This is a genomic window from Rhizorhabdus sp. GW822-FHT03C02 (genome assembly GCF_058801765.1).
In genome coordinates, this window is record NZ_JBXANN010000007.1 from 77,967 (window position 1) to 92,161 (window position 14,195).

Genomic DNA, 14,195 nt, shown 5'->3' on the forward strand with positions numbered 1-14,195 from the left:
CGGCCCGTCCGGCGGCCCGGGCACCCCCGTCGAGCCATCCGGCCCCAGCGGCCCCAGCGATCCTTCGGGTCCCTCGACCCCCTCCGGACCATCGGGCGGCCCGTCGGGTCCCGCCGATCCTTCCGGGCCCAGCGACCCATCGGGCCCCAGTGGCCCATCGGGGCCGTCCGACCCCTCTGGCCCCACCGATCCTTCCGGCCCGTCCGGCGGCCCCTCTGGCCCTGCCGACCCCTCTGGTCCCAGCGATCCGTCCGGCCCCAGCGGCGGTCCCTCCGGCCCTGCCGACCCCTCCGGTCCCAGCGATCCGTCCGGGCCCAGCGGCGGCCCCTCCGGCCCAGCCGACCCCTCCGGTCCCAGCGATCCATCCGGTCCCAGCGATCCATCCGGGCCCAGCGGCCCGTCGGGGCCCAGCGATCCCTCGGGACCGACCGACCCGTCGGGCCCGAGCGGACCCAGCGACCCCAGTGGTCCCACAGATCCGAGCGGCCCGAGCGGCCCCACCGATCCCAGCGGACCGACCGACCCGACCGGGCCGACAGATCCCAGCGGGCCGACGGATCCGACCGGCCCGACCGATCCCAGCGGGCCGACCGGACCAACCGATCCCAGTGGTCCCACCGGGCCGACTGGCCCGACCGGACCGACCGGCCCCACCGGACCGACTGGCCCAACCGGTTTCACCGGCGCGGCGGTCACCGCCTCGGTCGGCGGCAGCGCGCTGCTCGGCCAGTCGGGATCGAGCACGTTGATCGGCGCCAATGTCCTGCCGACGGCGACGCCCTCGACCGGCACGCTCGCCACCGCCAATGTCCTGACCGGCAATGGCACCGTCGTCGATGTCGCCCTGCCGACCACCACCCAGCAGGTCCAGGACGGGCTCGCCCCGGTCGGCTCGCTGGTCACCGCGATCGCCGGCGCCCCGATCGGCAACGCCGTCGGCCAGCTGACCGACAATCTGTCGCCGACCGTCGCAACGCTGACCTCGGCGGTCGACGGCATCGTCTCGCCCCTGCTGGGCGGCGTGAACAGCGCCTTGTCGCCGCTCACCGATCCGCTGGTCGGGCCGACCGGTACCCTCGCCCCGGTCACCAACGTCGTGCAGACCCTGCTCGACACCGTCACCGGCACCCTGCCCGGCAACCCTACCGATCCGGTCGGCTTCGACGGCCCGCTGCTCGGCGCCGCGATCGGTGGCTATCCGGTCACCGGCGCCTCGACGACCGACACCCTTGCCGGGATCAACCTGCTGCCGGCCGCCACCGGCGCGACCCCGGTCACCGGCACCCTCACCACCGTCAGCGTGCTGACGGGCGGCCAGGTGGCGAACGTCACTTTGCCGACCACCGCTGCCGGGGTCGAAGCCGGGCTCCAGCCGGTCGTCGGCCTGACCGGCGCGGTGCTCGGTCCGCAGGTCGGCGCCACCGTCGGCCAGGTCGCCGAGACGCTCGCCCCGCCGGTCGCCGCGGTCACCTCGACCGTCCAGGCGATCGCCAGCCCGATCGTCAGCGCGGTCAACACCCTCGCCACCCCGGTCGTCGCACCGATCCTCGCCCCCACCGGACCGCTCGCACCGGTAACGGGGATCGTCCAGACGACGGTCGCCACCGTGACCGGCGCGATCGGTGGTGCCGGTGGCGCCGGGTCGCCGCTCCCGACCGACCCGGGCGCGGTGCTCGCCCCGGTCACCGCGATCGTCGGCACCGTCCTCGGCGGCGCCACCGGCGGCACACCGCTTCCGACCGATCCGGGCGCGGTGCTCGCTCCGGTCACCGCGATCGTCGGCAGTGTCCTCGGCGGCGCAACCGGCGGCACCCCGCTTCCGACCAACCCCGGTGCGGTGCTCGCTCCGGTCACCGCGATCGTCGGCGGTGTCCTCGGCGGCGCCACCGGCGGTACCCCACTCCCGACCGACCCGGGCGCGGTGCTCGCGCCCGTCACCGCGATCGTCGGCAGCGTCCTCGGCGGCGCCACCGGCGGCACCCCGCTTCCGACCAACCCCGGCGCGGTCCTCGCGCCCGTCACCGCGGTTGTCGGCAGCGTCCTCGGCGGCGCCACCGGAGGCACGCCACTTCCGACCAACCCCGGTGCGGTGCTCGCGCCCGTCACCGCGGTGGTCGGTACCGTCGTCGGCACCGTGACCACCGTCGTCGGCGGCGCCGTGGGCGGAACCCCGCCGCTCCCGACCAGCCCGGGCACCGTCCTGGCTCCCGTCACTGGCCTCGTCGGATCGATCGTCGGCACCGTGGGGGGCTCGCCGACCGCTCCGACGGGGCCACTGGCACCGGTCACCAGCCTGGTAGGCAACCTCCTCGGCCGGGCGCACTGACCGGTGGCCCGGCCCACCTCCGCCCAGGTGGGCCGGGTCCTCGTGCTTGCAGATCATCGATGACCAAGAAGGACGACAGGAAGGAAAAACCCATGGGCCAGGCGCTTCAACCGACCCTCGACATCCCCTTCGCCACCGACAAGCGCCGTGCCGAACGCGCGCAGGTTCGCCTGTCGGCACGGGTACAATCCTATTCGCGCTTCATGCTCGAAAGCATCGGCTCCGACGAGGAGGAGATCACCGACGTCACCGTCAAGGATCTCTCGCTCGACGGTCTCGCCACCGACGCCGTCGGCGGCCTGCGGGTCGGATCGATCGTCCGGCTGCAGATCCCGCTGGTCGGCTGGCGCAACGCCGAGGTCCGGTGGATCCGCGGCGGGCATGCCGGATGCCGCTTCCTGGTGCCGCTGGCCCAGGACGAGCTGCGCGCGGCGATCGTCTCGAACCCGCTGATCAACGCCAACTTCCCGGGACTGGTACCGCATATCGACCGCGCCGATGCCGATCCGCTGGGGCTGGTCCCGCGAGTCGTCCCCGATGCCCCCGCGGTCGAGCTGGTCCGCCTGCCCCGATTGCCCTCGCTCCAGCGTGACAGCGACTGGCCGTCGCCAACCGTCTTCGGGATCAGCGTCGCGGTCGCGCTGTTCGTCTGGGCCATCCTATACGCGCTGGTCGCCTAGACCGCGCTCTCCCCGTCGCCCGGGACCTCCCCAGATCCCGGACCGACACCCGTCGACGAGGGCGACGCCGCCCCTGACGCCGCCCTCAACCCACACTCCGGCCATCAGCCCACCGGAACGACGGGAATAGCCTGCCGACCTGACGAAAAGAGCGGCGGGCAGTGACTGTAGCGTAGCGTACGGCCGAATAAGCCGGCGCGGGGCCGATCGGCACGGGCGATGCCCGCGCCGGTCGGTCCTTGTCCGCAGCCCTTCACCGGACCCGCGACGATAACGATTGCGGCGGCGCGGCGACATCCGTTGTACCCCTGAGGTTGAGCCGCTTCCGACACGTCCTAGCATGGGCGCAGGGGAGCTGCTCATGGCGGAATTTTTCGATGACCTTCTCGGCGCGGGCTATGCGCCGCACGGCTATTGCCTGCTCTGGCGGCCATGGCTGATCTGGACGCATGTCGTATCCGACGCGCTGATCGCCTGCGCCTATTTCTCGATCCCGTTCATCCTGCTGATCTTCGTGCGCCGCCGCACCGACCTGATCTTCAAGGGCGTGTTCGTGCTGTTCGCGGTGTTCATCTTCGCGTGCGGGTCGACCCATTTGATGAACATCTGGAATCTCTGGCATGGCGACTATGCGCTCGAGGCGGCGATCAAGGCGATCACCGCCGCGGCATCGCTGTCGACCGCGGTGATCCTCGCCTTCCTGCTGCCCAAGGCGATCGGCCTGCCCTCGCACGCCCAGCTGCAGGAGGTGAACGACGCGCTGCGCGCCGAGATCGTCGAGCGCCAGAAGGCCGAAGCAGCCCTCCTCCACGCGCGCAAGCTCGAGGCGGTCGGCCAGCTCACCGGCGGCCTCGCGCACGACTTCAACAATCTGCTGCAGGTGATCGAAGGCAGCGTCGAGCTGATCGCCACCGAGACCGAGGACAGCCGCCACCGCAAGCTCGCCCGCACCGCCCGCCAGTCGGTCGATCGCGGCCGCAAGCTCACCGGCCAGCTATTGTCCTTCTCGCGGGTCCAGAACCTCACCCTGCGCCCGATCGACGTGCTCGGCCTGCTCGGCGGCATCGAGGATCTGCTGCGCCGGCCGCTGCCGCCGTCGATCGATTTCGTCCTCGAGGCCGATGACGCGATCCCCGCGGCGATCGCCGACAGCAGCCAGCTCGAAATGGCGATGCTCAACCTCGTCCTCAACGCCCGCGACGCGATGCCGACCGGCGGCCGGCTGACGGTGACGCTCACCCAGCGCCGGCTCGCCGGCCGCGACGATGTCCCCGACGACGTCTATGTCGCGATCAGCGTATCCGACAGCGGCCAGGGCATCGCCGCCGAGGCGGTCGACCGAGTGTTCGATCCCTTCTTCTCGACCAAGCCGGTCGGCCAGGGGTCGGGCCTCGGGCTGAGCATGGTGTTCGGCATGGCCCGGCAGAGTGGCGGCACCGCGATCGTCGAATCGACCCCCGGGGTCGGCGCCAGCTTCACCATCTTCCTGCGCCGCGCCCAGGAAATGGCGGCGCCCGCGCCCGAGGCCGAGGAAAGCATCGCCGATCTCGCGAAACGGATCAAAGGCGCCAACCTGCTGGTGGTCGACGACGACGAGGCGGTCCGCGACACGCTGGCGATGATGCTGCGCAGCCTGGGCTGCATCGTCGACGAGGCCGAGAGCGGCGAGGAGGCGCTGCGCATCCTCGAACGCAAACAGCCCGAGCTGGTGCTGCTCGACTATGCGATGCCGCGCATGACCGGCGCCGAGGTCGCCCGCCGGATCACCACCCGCTGGCCCGACATCGCGATCGTCTTCGTCACCGGCTTCGCCCGCTCGGGCGCGATCGACGCCGCGATGGGTGGCCGCGCCCGGGTGCTCTACAAACCGATCTCGACCCGCGACCTGACCCGCACGCTCGCCGCAGCGCTGGGGGATCGGCTGGCTTAGGAGGACTTGGCCGCCTCAACCATTCGTCATCCCGGCGGAGGCCGGGATCTCGGGAGGCAGAGGCGCGCCCTATCCGCGCGAGATTCCGGACAATACCCGCCCTTGGACGGGGCAAAGCCCCGATCCGGGGGCCGAGGCGACAAACAAATGCCAGTTCACCCCGCCTCCGCCGCCAGCCGCGCCTTCGCGAAGTCGCGCAGCGCGCTGGTCTTGACCTTGGCGCTGCCGGTGAAACTCAACTGATCCTCCTCGACGAAGATCACCCGGCGCGGGGTCTTGTAGCTCGCCAGCCGCTGGCGCAGATAATCGCGCACCGCCGCCTCGTCGATCGTCGCACCGGGCTCGCGCACCACGCAGCTCACCACCATCTCGCCGAGCGCCGCGTCGGGCACCCCGACCGTCCGGCTGAGCCGCACCCCGGCACAACCGGCCAGTTCGGTGTCGACCTCGATCGGCGAGACATTGGCGCCGCCGGTCTTGATGATGTCGGTGATCCGCCCTTCCCACACCAGCCGTCCGCGCTCGTCGATCCGCCCGCCGTCGCCGGTCCGCAGATAGCCGAGCGCGTCGAGCGTCTCGTCGATCGGCACCCCGACATAGCCGAGCATCAGCGTCGCCCCCTTCAGCCCGATCTCGCCCGACGCGCCGCGCGGCAGGATCGCCCCGGTCAGCGGATCGACGATCGCGACCGCCGCCCCCGGCAGCGCCACGCCATGGGTGTCGCCGGCGACCTCGGCCGGGGTTCCCGACGGGAAGCCGGTCATGATCGTGAAGGTCTCGGTATTGCCATAAGCCCAGCGCGGTTCGACCCAATCGGTAGTCACGGTCGGATGGCGCGCGAGCGGGCTCTGCGCATCGACATAATGGAGGCTCGACAGGTCGGCACCGGCCCAGTTCGGCGCCGCCTCGAGCCGCGCCCATTGATGCGGCCAGGCGACCGCATGGGTGGCCCGCTCGGCCTCGATCAGCGCCAGCGCACCGGCGGGATCGAAGGTCGGCTGCAGGATCAGCGCCCCGCCCGACGAGAAGGTCGGCCCGAGCGTCTGGCAGAAATTGCCCGACCAGAAGAAGCCGTTGGCGGTGACCGTGCGGACGTCGTCGCCGACATTGCAGAACCAGCGCCAGCGCCACAGCTGGATCGCGACCGCGCGGTGGCTGCTGACGATGCCCTTGGCCTTGCCGGTCGATCCCGACGAGAAGAAGATCACCCCGGTATCGGCGGGGGTGACCGCGGCCGCCGTCGCCGCGACGATCTCCGGCGCTATCGCCGCACCATGGCCGATGAAATCCGTCCAGCGTTCGATCGCGCCGCCCGGCTCGCTTTGGCCGAGCATCACCAGCCGGCGCAGGAACGGAAAGGCGGGTGCCGCCAGCCGGCCCGGCGCGTCCCGCCCGATCTCGGGCGCGAGGTCGCGCAGGATCGCCGCGAAATCGGTCTTGAGCACCTGGCGTTCGAACAGCAGCAAGTCGACGCACGATGCCTTGAGCAGCTGGTCGAGTTCGGGCGCGGTCGAAAAGGTGCTCAACGTCACCGCGACCCCGCCCGCCATGCCGATCCCGAAAAAGGCGGCGAGCCATTCGGGTCGGTTGGTGATCAATATCCCGACCCGGCTGTCCTTGCCGACCCCGCAGGCGACCAGCGCCCGCGCGATGTCGGCCGCACGCGCGTGGAAATCGCGGTAGCTCCAGCGTTCGACCCTGCCGTCGTCCTGATGGAGCACCAGCGCCTCGCGGTCGGCGAAACGCGCCGCCACCTCGGCCAGATAGGCCGGCAGCGTCAGCGCCCCCAACCCGGCCTCTTCGGCGAGCGGCGGTCCCTGGAGGACGGAAAGTTGCGCGGTCATTCGGCATCCCCTGCCCGGCGCCATGCTGCGCCCGATGGACTTTGCTAACCGGGCGGGCGCATCGCGGTCAATTAAAATTGATCAAGCGTTCAATTTTCTCTTGGGGCGGTGCCGGCTTCGCGCTAACCGCAGGACGATATCGACCGGACAGGAGCGCCCGATGAGCAACGAAACCAGCGCGGACATCGCAAAGACCCGGCGGAGCTGGGGCGAGGAACATCTGGCGACCTATCTCGAATCGGGCGGTACGCGGGGCCATATCGTCGATGTGTCGGACATTGGCGGCCATGGCTTTACCACGACGCTGCTGCTGCAGACCGCCGGCCGCAAGAGCGGCCAGATCCGCACCAACGGCCTGATCTATGGCGATATCGGCGGCGAGGTCGTGATCGTCGCGTCGAAGGGCGGCGCCGACCAGCACCCGGCCTGGTATCTCAACCTCACCGCCAGCGACGAGGTCGCCTTCCAGATCGCCACCCAGGCCTTCCGCGCGACCTGGCGCGAACCCGACGCCGCCGAACGCGTAAAGGTCTGGGCGTTCATGGAAAGCGTGTTTCCGCCTTATACAAAATATCAGGCATCGACCGACCGCCAGATCCCGCTGGTGATGCTCAAGGCGATCGCGCCGACCGAGACCTTTACGGGCTGAAGGACTGAGAGGGCCCCGCGTCTTCCACTATCGTCATCCCGGCGGAGGCCGTCGGCGCTGACTTATGGCTTTTCCTTCCTTCGTCATTCCGGGCTTGACCCGGAATCTCTTTGCCTTTGAGGGGCGGAAGAAGAAGTGAGATCCCGGATTAAATCCGGGATGACGGGTTAAGTCGGCGCCTATGGGCGCAGGCCGGGATGACGGATAGGTGGAAGGGAGAGCCGCGGTTCGAGAGGCAGTGAACACGCGCCGCCACCTCTCCCCAACCTCACGCCGCGAACTGCGGCACCACCACCGGCACCTTGTTCTCCGGCCCCACCGGCGAGTCCGATTCCCACACCGTGCACACCGGGTTGCTGTTCGACGCGAACAGCTTGAGTTCGTCGGCCTTGCGCGCCTCGAGGAAGTCGGGATTGCCGAGCCCCTTCATCGCCGCCTCGAAATCCTCGCGGCTGTTCCACCAGATTTCCATGATGCAATCGAAGCCGGGATCGATGACTTCGCCGGTCAGCGGGTTCTTCTCGGGGGTGACGTAGCGGCGGACATAGCGCTGGGCATTGGGCAGCGGCGGCGGCGCGCCGATCTTCTGCGACAGCTGCGAATGCTGATGCTCATAATAGTCCATGAACTGCTCCATGGTCAGGTCGGCACGCTTGCGCAGGAAGACGATCTGCTTGATCATTCTGGCTCCTCTCGTCCCGCTCCATCGGAGCAGGCCCCTATCGTTCGCGAAAAATTGAACGACTGATCAACTATTCGGCTCGACCGAGTCAAGCGCCGACTGGAGCAGCGTGTCGATCATCGCGCGCAGTTCGGCATGGCCGGTGGTGACCCCGGTCGCTTCCTCCATCACCAGGATGCGCGACATGCCGGTGACCAGCAGCACCAGCGCCATCGCCTTGCGGCCGGCGGCGTCCTCGACCGCGCCTTCTCCACCGAGCGCCCTTGCCAGCGCCTCGGCCTGGGCGGTGCGCAGGGTGACCGCGGTCTCGGCCATCCGGCCCTGGATCATCTTGCGGTGGTTGGCGAGCGCGTAGAATTCGGTGCCGAGCGCGGTGTGCGCCGAATCCTTGCTCAGCTTCCAGAACGCCTCGAGCGGCCGGTCGGACGACAGGGCCTCGATCACCCGCGCATGCGCGCGTTCGGCCGCGCGCTCGTAGACCGCCATCAGCAGGTCTTCGGTGGTCGGGAAATAATAATGGACCAGCGACGGCTGCACCCCGGCTTCGAGCCCGACCCGGCGGGTGCTGACCGCGGCATAGCCCTCGTCGACGATCAGGGTCTCGGCAGTGTCGAGCAGCAGCGTGCGCTTCGCCGATCCCTTCGCTCCCCTGCCCGCCATGCCCGCGCCCTTCGTTCCTGCCGTGTGACAGGATGGCGTAGGCGAGCCGCGATCAGAAGGAAACCGGCTCGTCGCCGTGCAGGGTGGTCCGGTGCATCAGCCGCTTGCTGTCGAGCGCATAGCTGTCGGCGCGGTGCATCGTGCCGGTATTGTCCCACAGCAGGAAGTCGCCGACCTTCCATTTGTGGCGATAGACATATTGGTCCTGGGTCGCCCAGTCCTGGAGCCGGCACAGCAGCATATTGCCGTCCTCGATGCTCATATCCTCGACATAGAAGCAGGTCGCGCCGATCAGCAGCGAGGCGGCGCCATGCTGGTGATGCCAGACCAGCGGGTGGGTCTGCGACGGGCGGGTGCGCCAGCGCGCGAGTTCGGCCGCGGTCGGCTGCGGATGGACGAGCTTCTGGGTGGCTTCGAGCGCGTGGCGGACCTTGACCCCCTCGAGCGCCTTCTTCTCCTCGTCGGGCAGGTCGGCATAGGCCGCATAGGTGTTGCTGATCAGCGTGTCGCCGCCCTCGTCCGACAGCGTCTTGGCGGTGAGCATCGTCGCCTTGGCGGGCACTATGTCGTTGGCGCCGTCGATGTGCCAGAAAAAGGCGCCGCGGGTGTAATCGGCGGTGCTCGACACCGTCGGGTCGAGCGAGATCTTCGACACCCCCTCGTCGCCCAGCGGCACGACCTCGCCGATCGTCTGCGCGAAGGCGAGTTGCTCCTCGTCGGTCAGGAACAGTTCGCGGAAGACCAGCGCGCTGCGTTCGACCAGCAGCTTCTCGATCTCCCTGGCATAGGTGCCGTTGACGAGATCCTCGCGCGAGATGCGGATTTCGCTGCCCACGCGTGGCGAAAGATCGATCGATTCGAACATGGCACGGTCATCCTCAGGCGCCGTCTGCTGTCGCGGCGTGTCGGCCATTTTCTGCGCCTCCCCCGCGGCGCGAGTCAAATGATACAGCCGCGTTTCCATCATCGCTACGCCGGGGCGATGGACCGCGCCCCCCACCTGCGGAACAGGGGATTTGACGGACCGCGCATTCATGCCATGAGCACCGCGAACCGAACCGGGAACCGCATCGACCCATGGCCACCCTCGACCAGAACATCGCCGCCCTCGCGCCCGAAGGCGACGATTTCGTCATCGATGCCCCCGAGGACTGGGCGCAGGGCCGCACCCTCTATGGCGGCATGACCGCGGCCCTGTCGTGGGGCGCGATCGGGCGCGCGCTGGGCGATCTCGGCCCGCTGCGCTCGGCACAGTTCAGCTTCGTCGGCCCCGCCACCGGGCGGCTGCGCTTCACCGCGTCGGTGCTGCGCCGCGGGCGCTCCTCGGCGGTGGTCGACGTCGATTGCCGCAACGCGGACGGCCTCGCCGCCCGGTCGATGTTCGTCTTCGGGGCGGCCCGCGAAAGCCGGGTCGCGCACGACTTCGTCCCGCGGATGGCGGTTCCGGTGCCCGACCGGTGCGAGCCCTTCCACACATCGACCAAGCCGCTGCCCGGCTTTCTCGGCCGCTACGAATATCGGCTCGCCGCGGGGGCCCGGCTGTTCGAGACCGACAAGCGCCCCGAATTCGCGATATGGGTACGGCTGCGCGACGGCGCCGCCGACGACCGTGTCGCCGCGCTGCTCGCGGTCGCCGACGCGCTGCCCGGCGCGGCGATGGCCAATTTCCCGGCCCCCGCCCCGCTCAGCACGATGACCTGGACGGTCGACTTCCACCAGCCACTGGCCGAACCCGGCGACTGGTATCTGGTCTGGTCGTCGAGCGAGAAGGCCGCCGAGGGCTATTCGCTGCAGGCCATGCGGGTCTACAGCGAAGCCGGCGAGCCGCTGGTGTCGGCTCGGCAGATGGTCGCGATCTTCATCTGAATCCGGCGCGGAATCGCGCAAAACCGCCACCCTCTCATCTTCACCCCTTCCCCCCGGCCCTCCGCTCGTTCACAAGGTGAGTCGGCGGCGATGCGGAAACAGATATTCCGGTCCGCCATCGGGAGAGGAACCGGAAGCATGGCATATTTCGCCGAACTGCGTCAGAACTGGCGGCCCTTGCTCGCCGCCACCATCGGGATGGCGAGCGGCATGTCGATGGTCGGCATGGTCACCACCACGATCGTCCCGAGCCTGATCGCCGATGTGGGCTGGTCGAAGGCCGATTTCGCGATGGTCGGCAGCCTCGCGCTCGCCACCGCGCTGGTGTTTCCGTTCGTCGGCCGGCTGACCGATCTGGTCGGGGTGCGGCTGACCGCACTGATCGGCCAGGTGATCCTGCCGCTGATCTATCTCGCCTACAGCCTGATGGACGGCAAACTCTGGGTCTATATCGCGATCTTCGCGCTGCAGAGCCTGCTCTGCGTTACCACCACCTCGACCGTCTATACGCGGCTCGCGGTCCAATATGTCGTCAAGGCGCGCGGGCTGGCGCTCGCGATCGTCGCGTCGGGCCCGGCGATCGCCGGCATCGCGCTGGCGCCGATCCTCAACCATTATGTCGAGGTCAATGGCTGGCGCGCCGCCTATCAGGCGGTCGCGATCTGCACCGCGATCGCCGGACTGGTCTGCTTCCTGCTGATCCCGAGCAGCAGCGCCCCCGCCAAACCGCTCGCCACCGCGCCGAAGCGCCGCGCCCGCGACGATTATCCGATGATCTTCCGCACCCCCGCCTTCTGGATCCTCGTCGTCGCGATGCTGTTGTGCAATCTGCCCCAGACGATCCTGCTGGTGCAGCTCAAGCTGCTGCTGCTCGCCAACCATATCACCGGCGAAGGCGCCGCGGTGATGCTCAGCACCGTCTCGATCGGCATGCTCGCCGGCCGCTTCGTCACCGGCATCGCGCTCGACCGCTTCCGTCCCTATCCGGTGTCGTTCTTCAGCCTCGCGCTGCCGAGCATGGGCCTGTTCATCATCGCCTCGAGCTATGATGCCCCCGCGGTGCTGACCTTCGCGGTGTTCTGCCTGGGCTTCGCCTTCGGGGCCGAGGGCGATATCGTCGCCTTCCTCGTCGCCCGCCATTTCGGGGTCGCCGTCTACAGCTCGACGCTCGGCCTGCTGACTGCGGTGATGTCCTTCTCGACCGCATCGGGGGCAGCCCTGCTCAGCTTCACCCTTGCCCGCACCGGCGGCTACGAGCTCTATCTGGTGATCGTCGGCGTCGCGGTGCTGATCGGCGCGACCGCGATCCTGCTGCTCGGCCGCGGCAGCCCTCCGGGCAAGCTCGCGCGCACGATCGAAGAGCCCTATCCGCATCCGGCGGTCGCGGCGGAATAGGCTTGCCTCTCCCGATCCTCCCCATGCAGGTGCATGGGGAGGATCTTTTCCATCAGCCCGGCACCGCCTCCAGCCTGATCGGAATCCCCGAATAGCGCACCATCCCGGTCAGCCGGTCGACATGGTCGATGCTGGTCAGCAGGTTGACATTGGCGGTCTCATGGCCATGCGGAATCGAGGCGACGCCGCGGCGGATCATGTCGCTGACATTGGCGATCAGGACGATCTCCCCGCTGTCGGTCCGCACCCGCACATCCTGGCCATGGACGATGCCGTTCGCGGCAGCATCGTCGGGGTGGAGGATGATGTCCGCCGGGCTCCCGAGAAAACTCAGCGAGGCGTTGAGCTTGCGGCGCTGGCGGCGCGGGATGAAGCGCAGCGGCGGCTGGTCGTCGATCGTCGCCTCGTCGGCGGCGCGGACCGCATTCCACATCGCCACCAGCTTCGCGGGCGCGAGCCGCCAGCCGCCGATCCGCTCGATATGCCGGTCGACCCAGCCCGCCGGAAATTCGAGCGGCAGGGTCACCTGCCCCGCCGTCGCGAGGTCGTCGAAACTGCAGCGCGCCCCGGCCATCAGCGGCGCGAGCATCGCATGGTCGGCGCCCTCCACGCGGTCGTCGGCGGGGACATGGTCGGCGACCTCCATCCCCATCCGCCGCATCAGCTGCGAGATGATCCACCACGAGGCCCGCCGCTCGCCGCGCGGTTCGGCGACCGCCGGCGAATAGAGCATCGAGAGACTCCCGCTCAGCGTATCCCAGAACGAGATGTCGGGCCGCTCGACCTGGTCCTTGGTCGGCAGGACATGCGTGGAGAGCGCGGTGGTGTCGTTGGCGATCACCTCGAAGGTCACCATCAGGTCGAGCTTTTCGAGCGCGGGGACCAGCATGTTCGCGTCGGGGAAGGAGCGCACGATGCTGCCGCCGAGATTGACGAGCGCGCGGATATTGCCGGCCTGGATCTCGCCGGGCAGCGCGGCGCAGGGCCAGTCGCCGATCAGCCCCGACACCTCGGGCATCGTCGGCGCGCCGGGGGTGAAGGGATCGTCCATCAGCGGCAGTTCGAAACTGTCATATTGGGTGATGAAGCCCGGGTGGAACCACACCCCGCCGGGCCGGTTCATCTTGCCGGTCAGGATCGTCAGCACCCAGGCGAGCCACTGGGTCACATTGGCGGTCTCGGCCATCGTCGCGCCGGTGCCGGTCTCGACGGTCACCCCGCCCTTGCGCCGGATCGCGTCGAGCAGGTCGTCGAGTTCGGCCTCCCCGACCCCGGCGATCTTCGCGGCGGTGGCGCGGTCGAAACCGGCCAGCGCGGTGCGCAGTTCCTCGATCCCGGCGACCGGCTGCGCGAGCACGACCGGCCCGCCGTCGAGGATCTCGCGGACCAGCCAGGCGAGGATCGCATAATCCTTGCCCGGATAGGGCGCGATATGGCGGGTCGAGAATTTGGCGGTCTCAGTACGCAGCGGATCGATCGTCCAGATCTCGCCGCCGCGGCCGGTGATCGCGCGGATCGGGCCGGCCGGGTTGAACATGCCGGTGTTGTGACCATGGCTGACCATCGGGTTGACCCCGACATAGAGCAGCATGTAGACCGCATCATAATCGGTCTTGCCGCTCAGCCCCGGAAAGCCGCCGACCAGGCTGCAGACCAGCACTTTCGCAGTACCGTCGATCGTCAGCGGCGAGAATTTGGGGGGCGCGCCGAAGCCGCGATACCAGGCCTCGCCGGTGCGGAAACCGGCGGCGTCCATGCCCAGCCCGCTGCCGAAATAGAAACCGATCGCGTCCGGGCCATGCGCGTCGCGGATCGCCGAGAGGCGCGCGGCGATGTCGTCGAGGCACTCGTCCCAGCCCACCGGTACGAGCGCGCCGTCCCTGCGCATCATCGGCCGGTCGATCGCGTCGGGATGATGGTGCAATTTGCCGATCGCCCGGCCTTTCGGACAGGTATAGCCCTTGCTCAAGGGGTGATCGAAGTCGCCCTTCACCCGGGTGATCTGCCCATCCTCGATGTCGACGACGATGCCGCACAGGTTCGTGCAGATCTTGCAGTGGGTGCGTTTCGAGACCTTGGTTTCCAGCACGGCATCCTCTCGCCTGTCGGGCAAGGCCGTGCGGATTTTTCCGATCGACTCAGAGCCCATTTCCATGTGAACAG

Annotated in this window: 11 protein-coding genes; 6 read left to right on the plus strand and 5 right to left on the minus strand. The window is 69.0% G+C overall.

Going from position 1 to position 14,195, the window contains the following annotated elements; translation table 11 throughout:
- Nucleotides 1-745: 745 nt before the first annotated feature.
- The 3 genes from AC1RM6_RS18120 (at nucleotide 746) to AC1RM6_RS18130 (ending at nucleotide 4,936) form a co-directional block, all read left to right on the plus strand.
- On the plus strand, nucleotides 746-2,326 hold the full coding sequence (locus AC1RM6_RS18120; RefSeq protein WP_493103712.1) for a hypothetical protein: 1,581 nt from the start codon (nucleotides 746-748) through the stop codon (nucleotides 2,324-2,326).
- Nucleotides 2,327-2,418: 92 nt separating this feature from the next.
- Nucleotides 2,419-3,006 (plus strand): PilZ domain-containing protein, encoded by a 588-nt coding sequence (locus tag AC1RM6_RS18125; protein ID WP_493103714.1) that lies wholly within the window; start codon nucleotides 2,419-2,421, stop codon nucleotides 3,004-3,006.
- Nucleotides 3,007-3,367: 361 nt separating this feature from the next.
- Entirely contained in the window at nucleotides 3,368-4,936 is a 1,569-nt protein-coding gene (locus tag AC1RM6_RS18130) for a response regulator (RefSeq protein WP_493103715.1), read from the plus strand.
- 155 nt (nucleotides 4,937-5,091) lie between these two features.
- Here the strand turns inward: AC1RM6_RS18130 and AC1RM6_RS18135 are convergent, their stop codons facing one another.
- On the minus strand, nucleotides 5,092-6,780 hold the full coding sequence (locus tag AC1RM6_RS18135) for a class I adenylate-forming enzyme family protein (protein WP_493103717.1): 1,689 nt from the start codon (nucleotides 6,778-6,780) through the stop codon (nucleotides 5,092-5,094).
- A 160-nt stretch (nucleotides 6,781-6,940) separates the two neighbouring features.
- Between AC1RM6_RS18135 and AC1RM6_RS18140 the strand changes: the two genes are divergently transcribed.
- Nucleotides 6,941-7,429, plus strand: a complete 489-nt coding sequence (locus AC1RM6_RS18140) for a nitroreductase/quinone reductase family protein (RefSeq protein WP_493103718.1) — start codon at nucleotides 6,941-6,943, stop codon at nucleotides 7,427-7,429.
- Nucleotides 7,430-7,697: 268 nt separating this feature from the next.
- Here the strand turns inward: AC1RM6_RS18140 and AC1RM6_RS18145 are convergent, their stop codons facing one another.
- The 3 genes from AC1RM6_RS18145 to AC1RM6_RS18155 form a co-directional block, all read right to left on the minus strand.
- Nucleotides 7,698-8,111: an EthD domain-containing protein gene (locus AC1RM6_RS18145; protein WP_493103720.1), complete on the minus strand. Its 414-nt coding sequence runs from the start codon at nucleotides 8,109-8,111 to the stop codon at nucleotides 7,698-7,700.
- 66 nt (nucleotides 8,112-8,177) lie between these two features.
- Nucleotides 8,178-8,771, minus strand: coding sequence for a TetR/AcrR family transcriptional regulator (locus AC1RM6_RS18150; RefSeq protein WP_493103722.1), 594 nt, complete (start codon nucleotides 8,769-8,771; stop codon nucleotides 8,178-8,180).
- 52 nt (nucleotides 8,772-8,823) lie between these two features.
- Nucleotides 8,824-9,636 (minus strand): TauD/TfdA dioxygenase family protein, encoded by an 813-nt coding sequence (locus tag AC1RM6_RS18155; RefSeq protein WP_493103723.1) that lies wholly within the window; start codon nucleotides 9,634-9,636, stop codon nucleotides 8,824-8,826.
- Between the two features lie 212 nt (nucleotides 9,637-9,848).
- Here AC1RM6_RS18155 and AC1RM6_RS18160 point away from each other — a divergent pair, with 212 nt between their 5' ends.
- Both AC1RM6_RS18160 and AC1RM6_RS18165 read left to right on the plus strand, forming a co-directional pair.
- Entirely contained in the window at nucleotides 9,849-10,637 is a 789-nt protein-coding gene (locus AC1RM6_RS18160) for a thioesterase family protein (RefSeq protein ID WP_493103725.1), read from the plus strand.
- 138 nt (nucleotides 10,638-10,775) lie between these two features.
- Complete coding sequence (locus AC1RM6_RS18165) at nucleotides 10,776-12,032, plus strand: MFS transporter (protein ID WP_493103727.1); 1,257 nt, start codon at nucleotides 10,776-10,778, stop codon at nucleotides 12,030-12,032.
- 52 nt (nucleotides 12,033-12,084) lie between these two features.
- On the opposite strand, the gene AC1RM6_RS18170 is transcribed toward AC1RM6_RS18165, so the two are convergent.
- Nucleotides 12,085-14,121, minus strand: a complete 2,037-nt coding sequence (locus AC1RM6_RS18170) for a molybdopterin-containing oxidoreductase family protein (RefSeq protein WP_493103729.1) — start codon at nucleotides 14,119-14,121, stop codon at nucleotides 12,085-12,087.
- Between the last annotated feature and the right edge of the window lie 74 nt (nucleotides 14,122-14,195).

Coding starts and splice junctions, on each gene's coding strand:
- AC1RM6_RS18155 (WP_493103723.1), bottom strand. CDS start 9,636: ATGTTCGAATCGATCGATCTTTCGCCACGCGTGGGCAGCGAAATCCGC.
- AC1RM6_RS18125 (WP_493103714.1), top strand. CDS start 2,419: ATGGGCCAGGCGCTTCAACCGACCCTCGACATCCCCTTCGCCACCGAC.
- AC1RM6_RS18135 (WP_493103717.1), bottom strand. CDS start 6,780: ATGACCGCGCAACTTTCCGTCCTCCAGGGACCGCCGCTCGCCGAAGAG.
- AC1RM6_RS18145 (WP_493103720.1), bottom strand. CDS start 8,111: ATGATCAAGCAGATCGTCTTCCTGCGCAAGCGTGCCGACCTGACCATG.
- AC1RM6_RS18165 (WP_493103727.1), top strand. CDS start 10,776: ATGGCATATTTCGCCGAACTGCGTCAGAACTGGCGGCCCTTGCTCGCC.
- AC1RM6_RS18140 (WP_493103718.1), top strand. CDS start 6,941: ATGAGCAACGAAACCAGCGCGGACATCGCAAAGACCCGGCGGAGCTGG.
- AC1RM6_RS18160 (WP_493103725.1), top strand. CDS start 9,849: ATGGCCACCCTCGACCAGAACATCGCCGCCCTCGCGCCCGAAGGCGAC.
- AC1RM6_RS18130 (WP_493103715.1), top strand. CDS start 3,368: ATGGCGGAATTTTTCGATGACCTTCTCGGCGCGGGCTATGCGCCGCAC.
- AC1RM6_RS18150 (WP_493103722.1), bottom strand. CDS start 8,771: ATGGCGGGCAGGGGAGCGAAGGGATCGGCGAAGCGCACGCTGCTGCTC.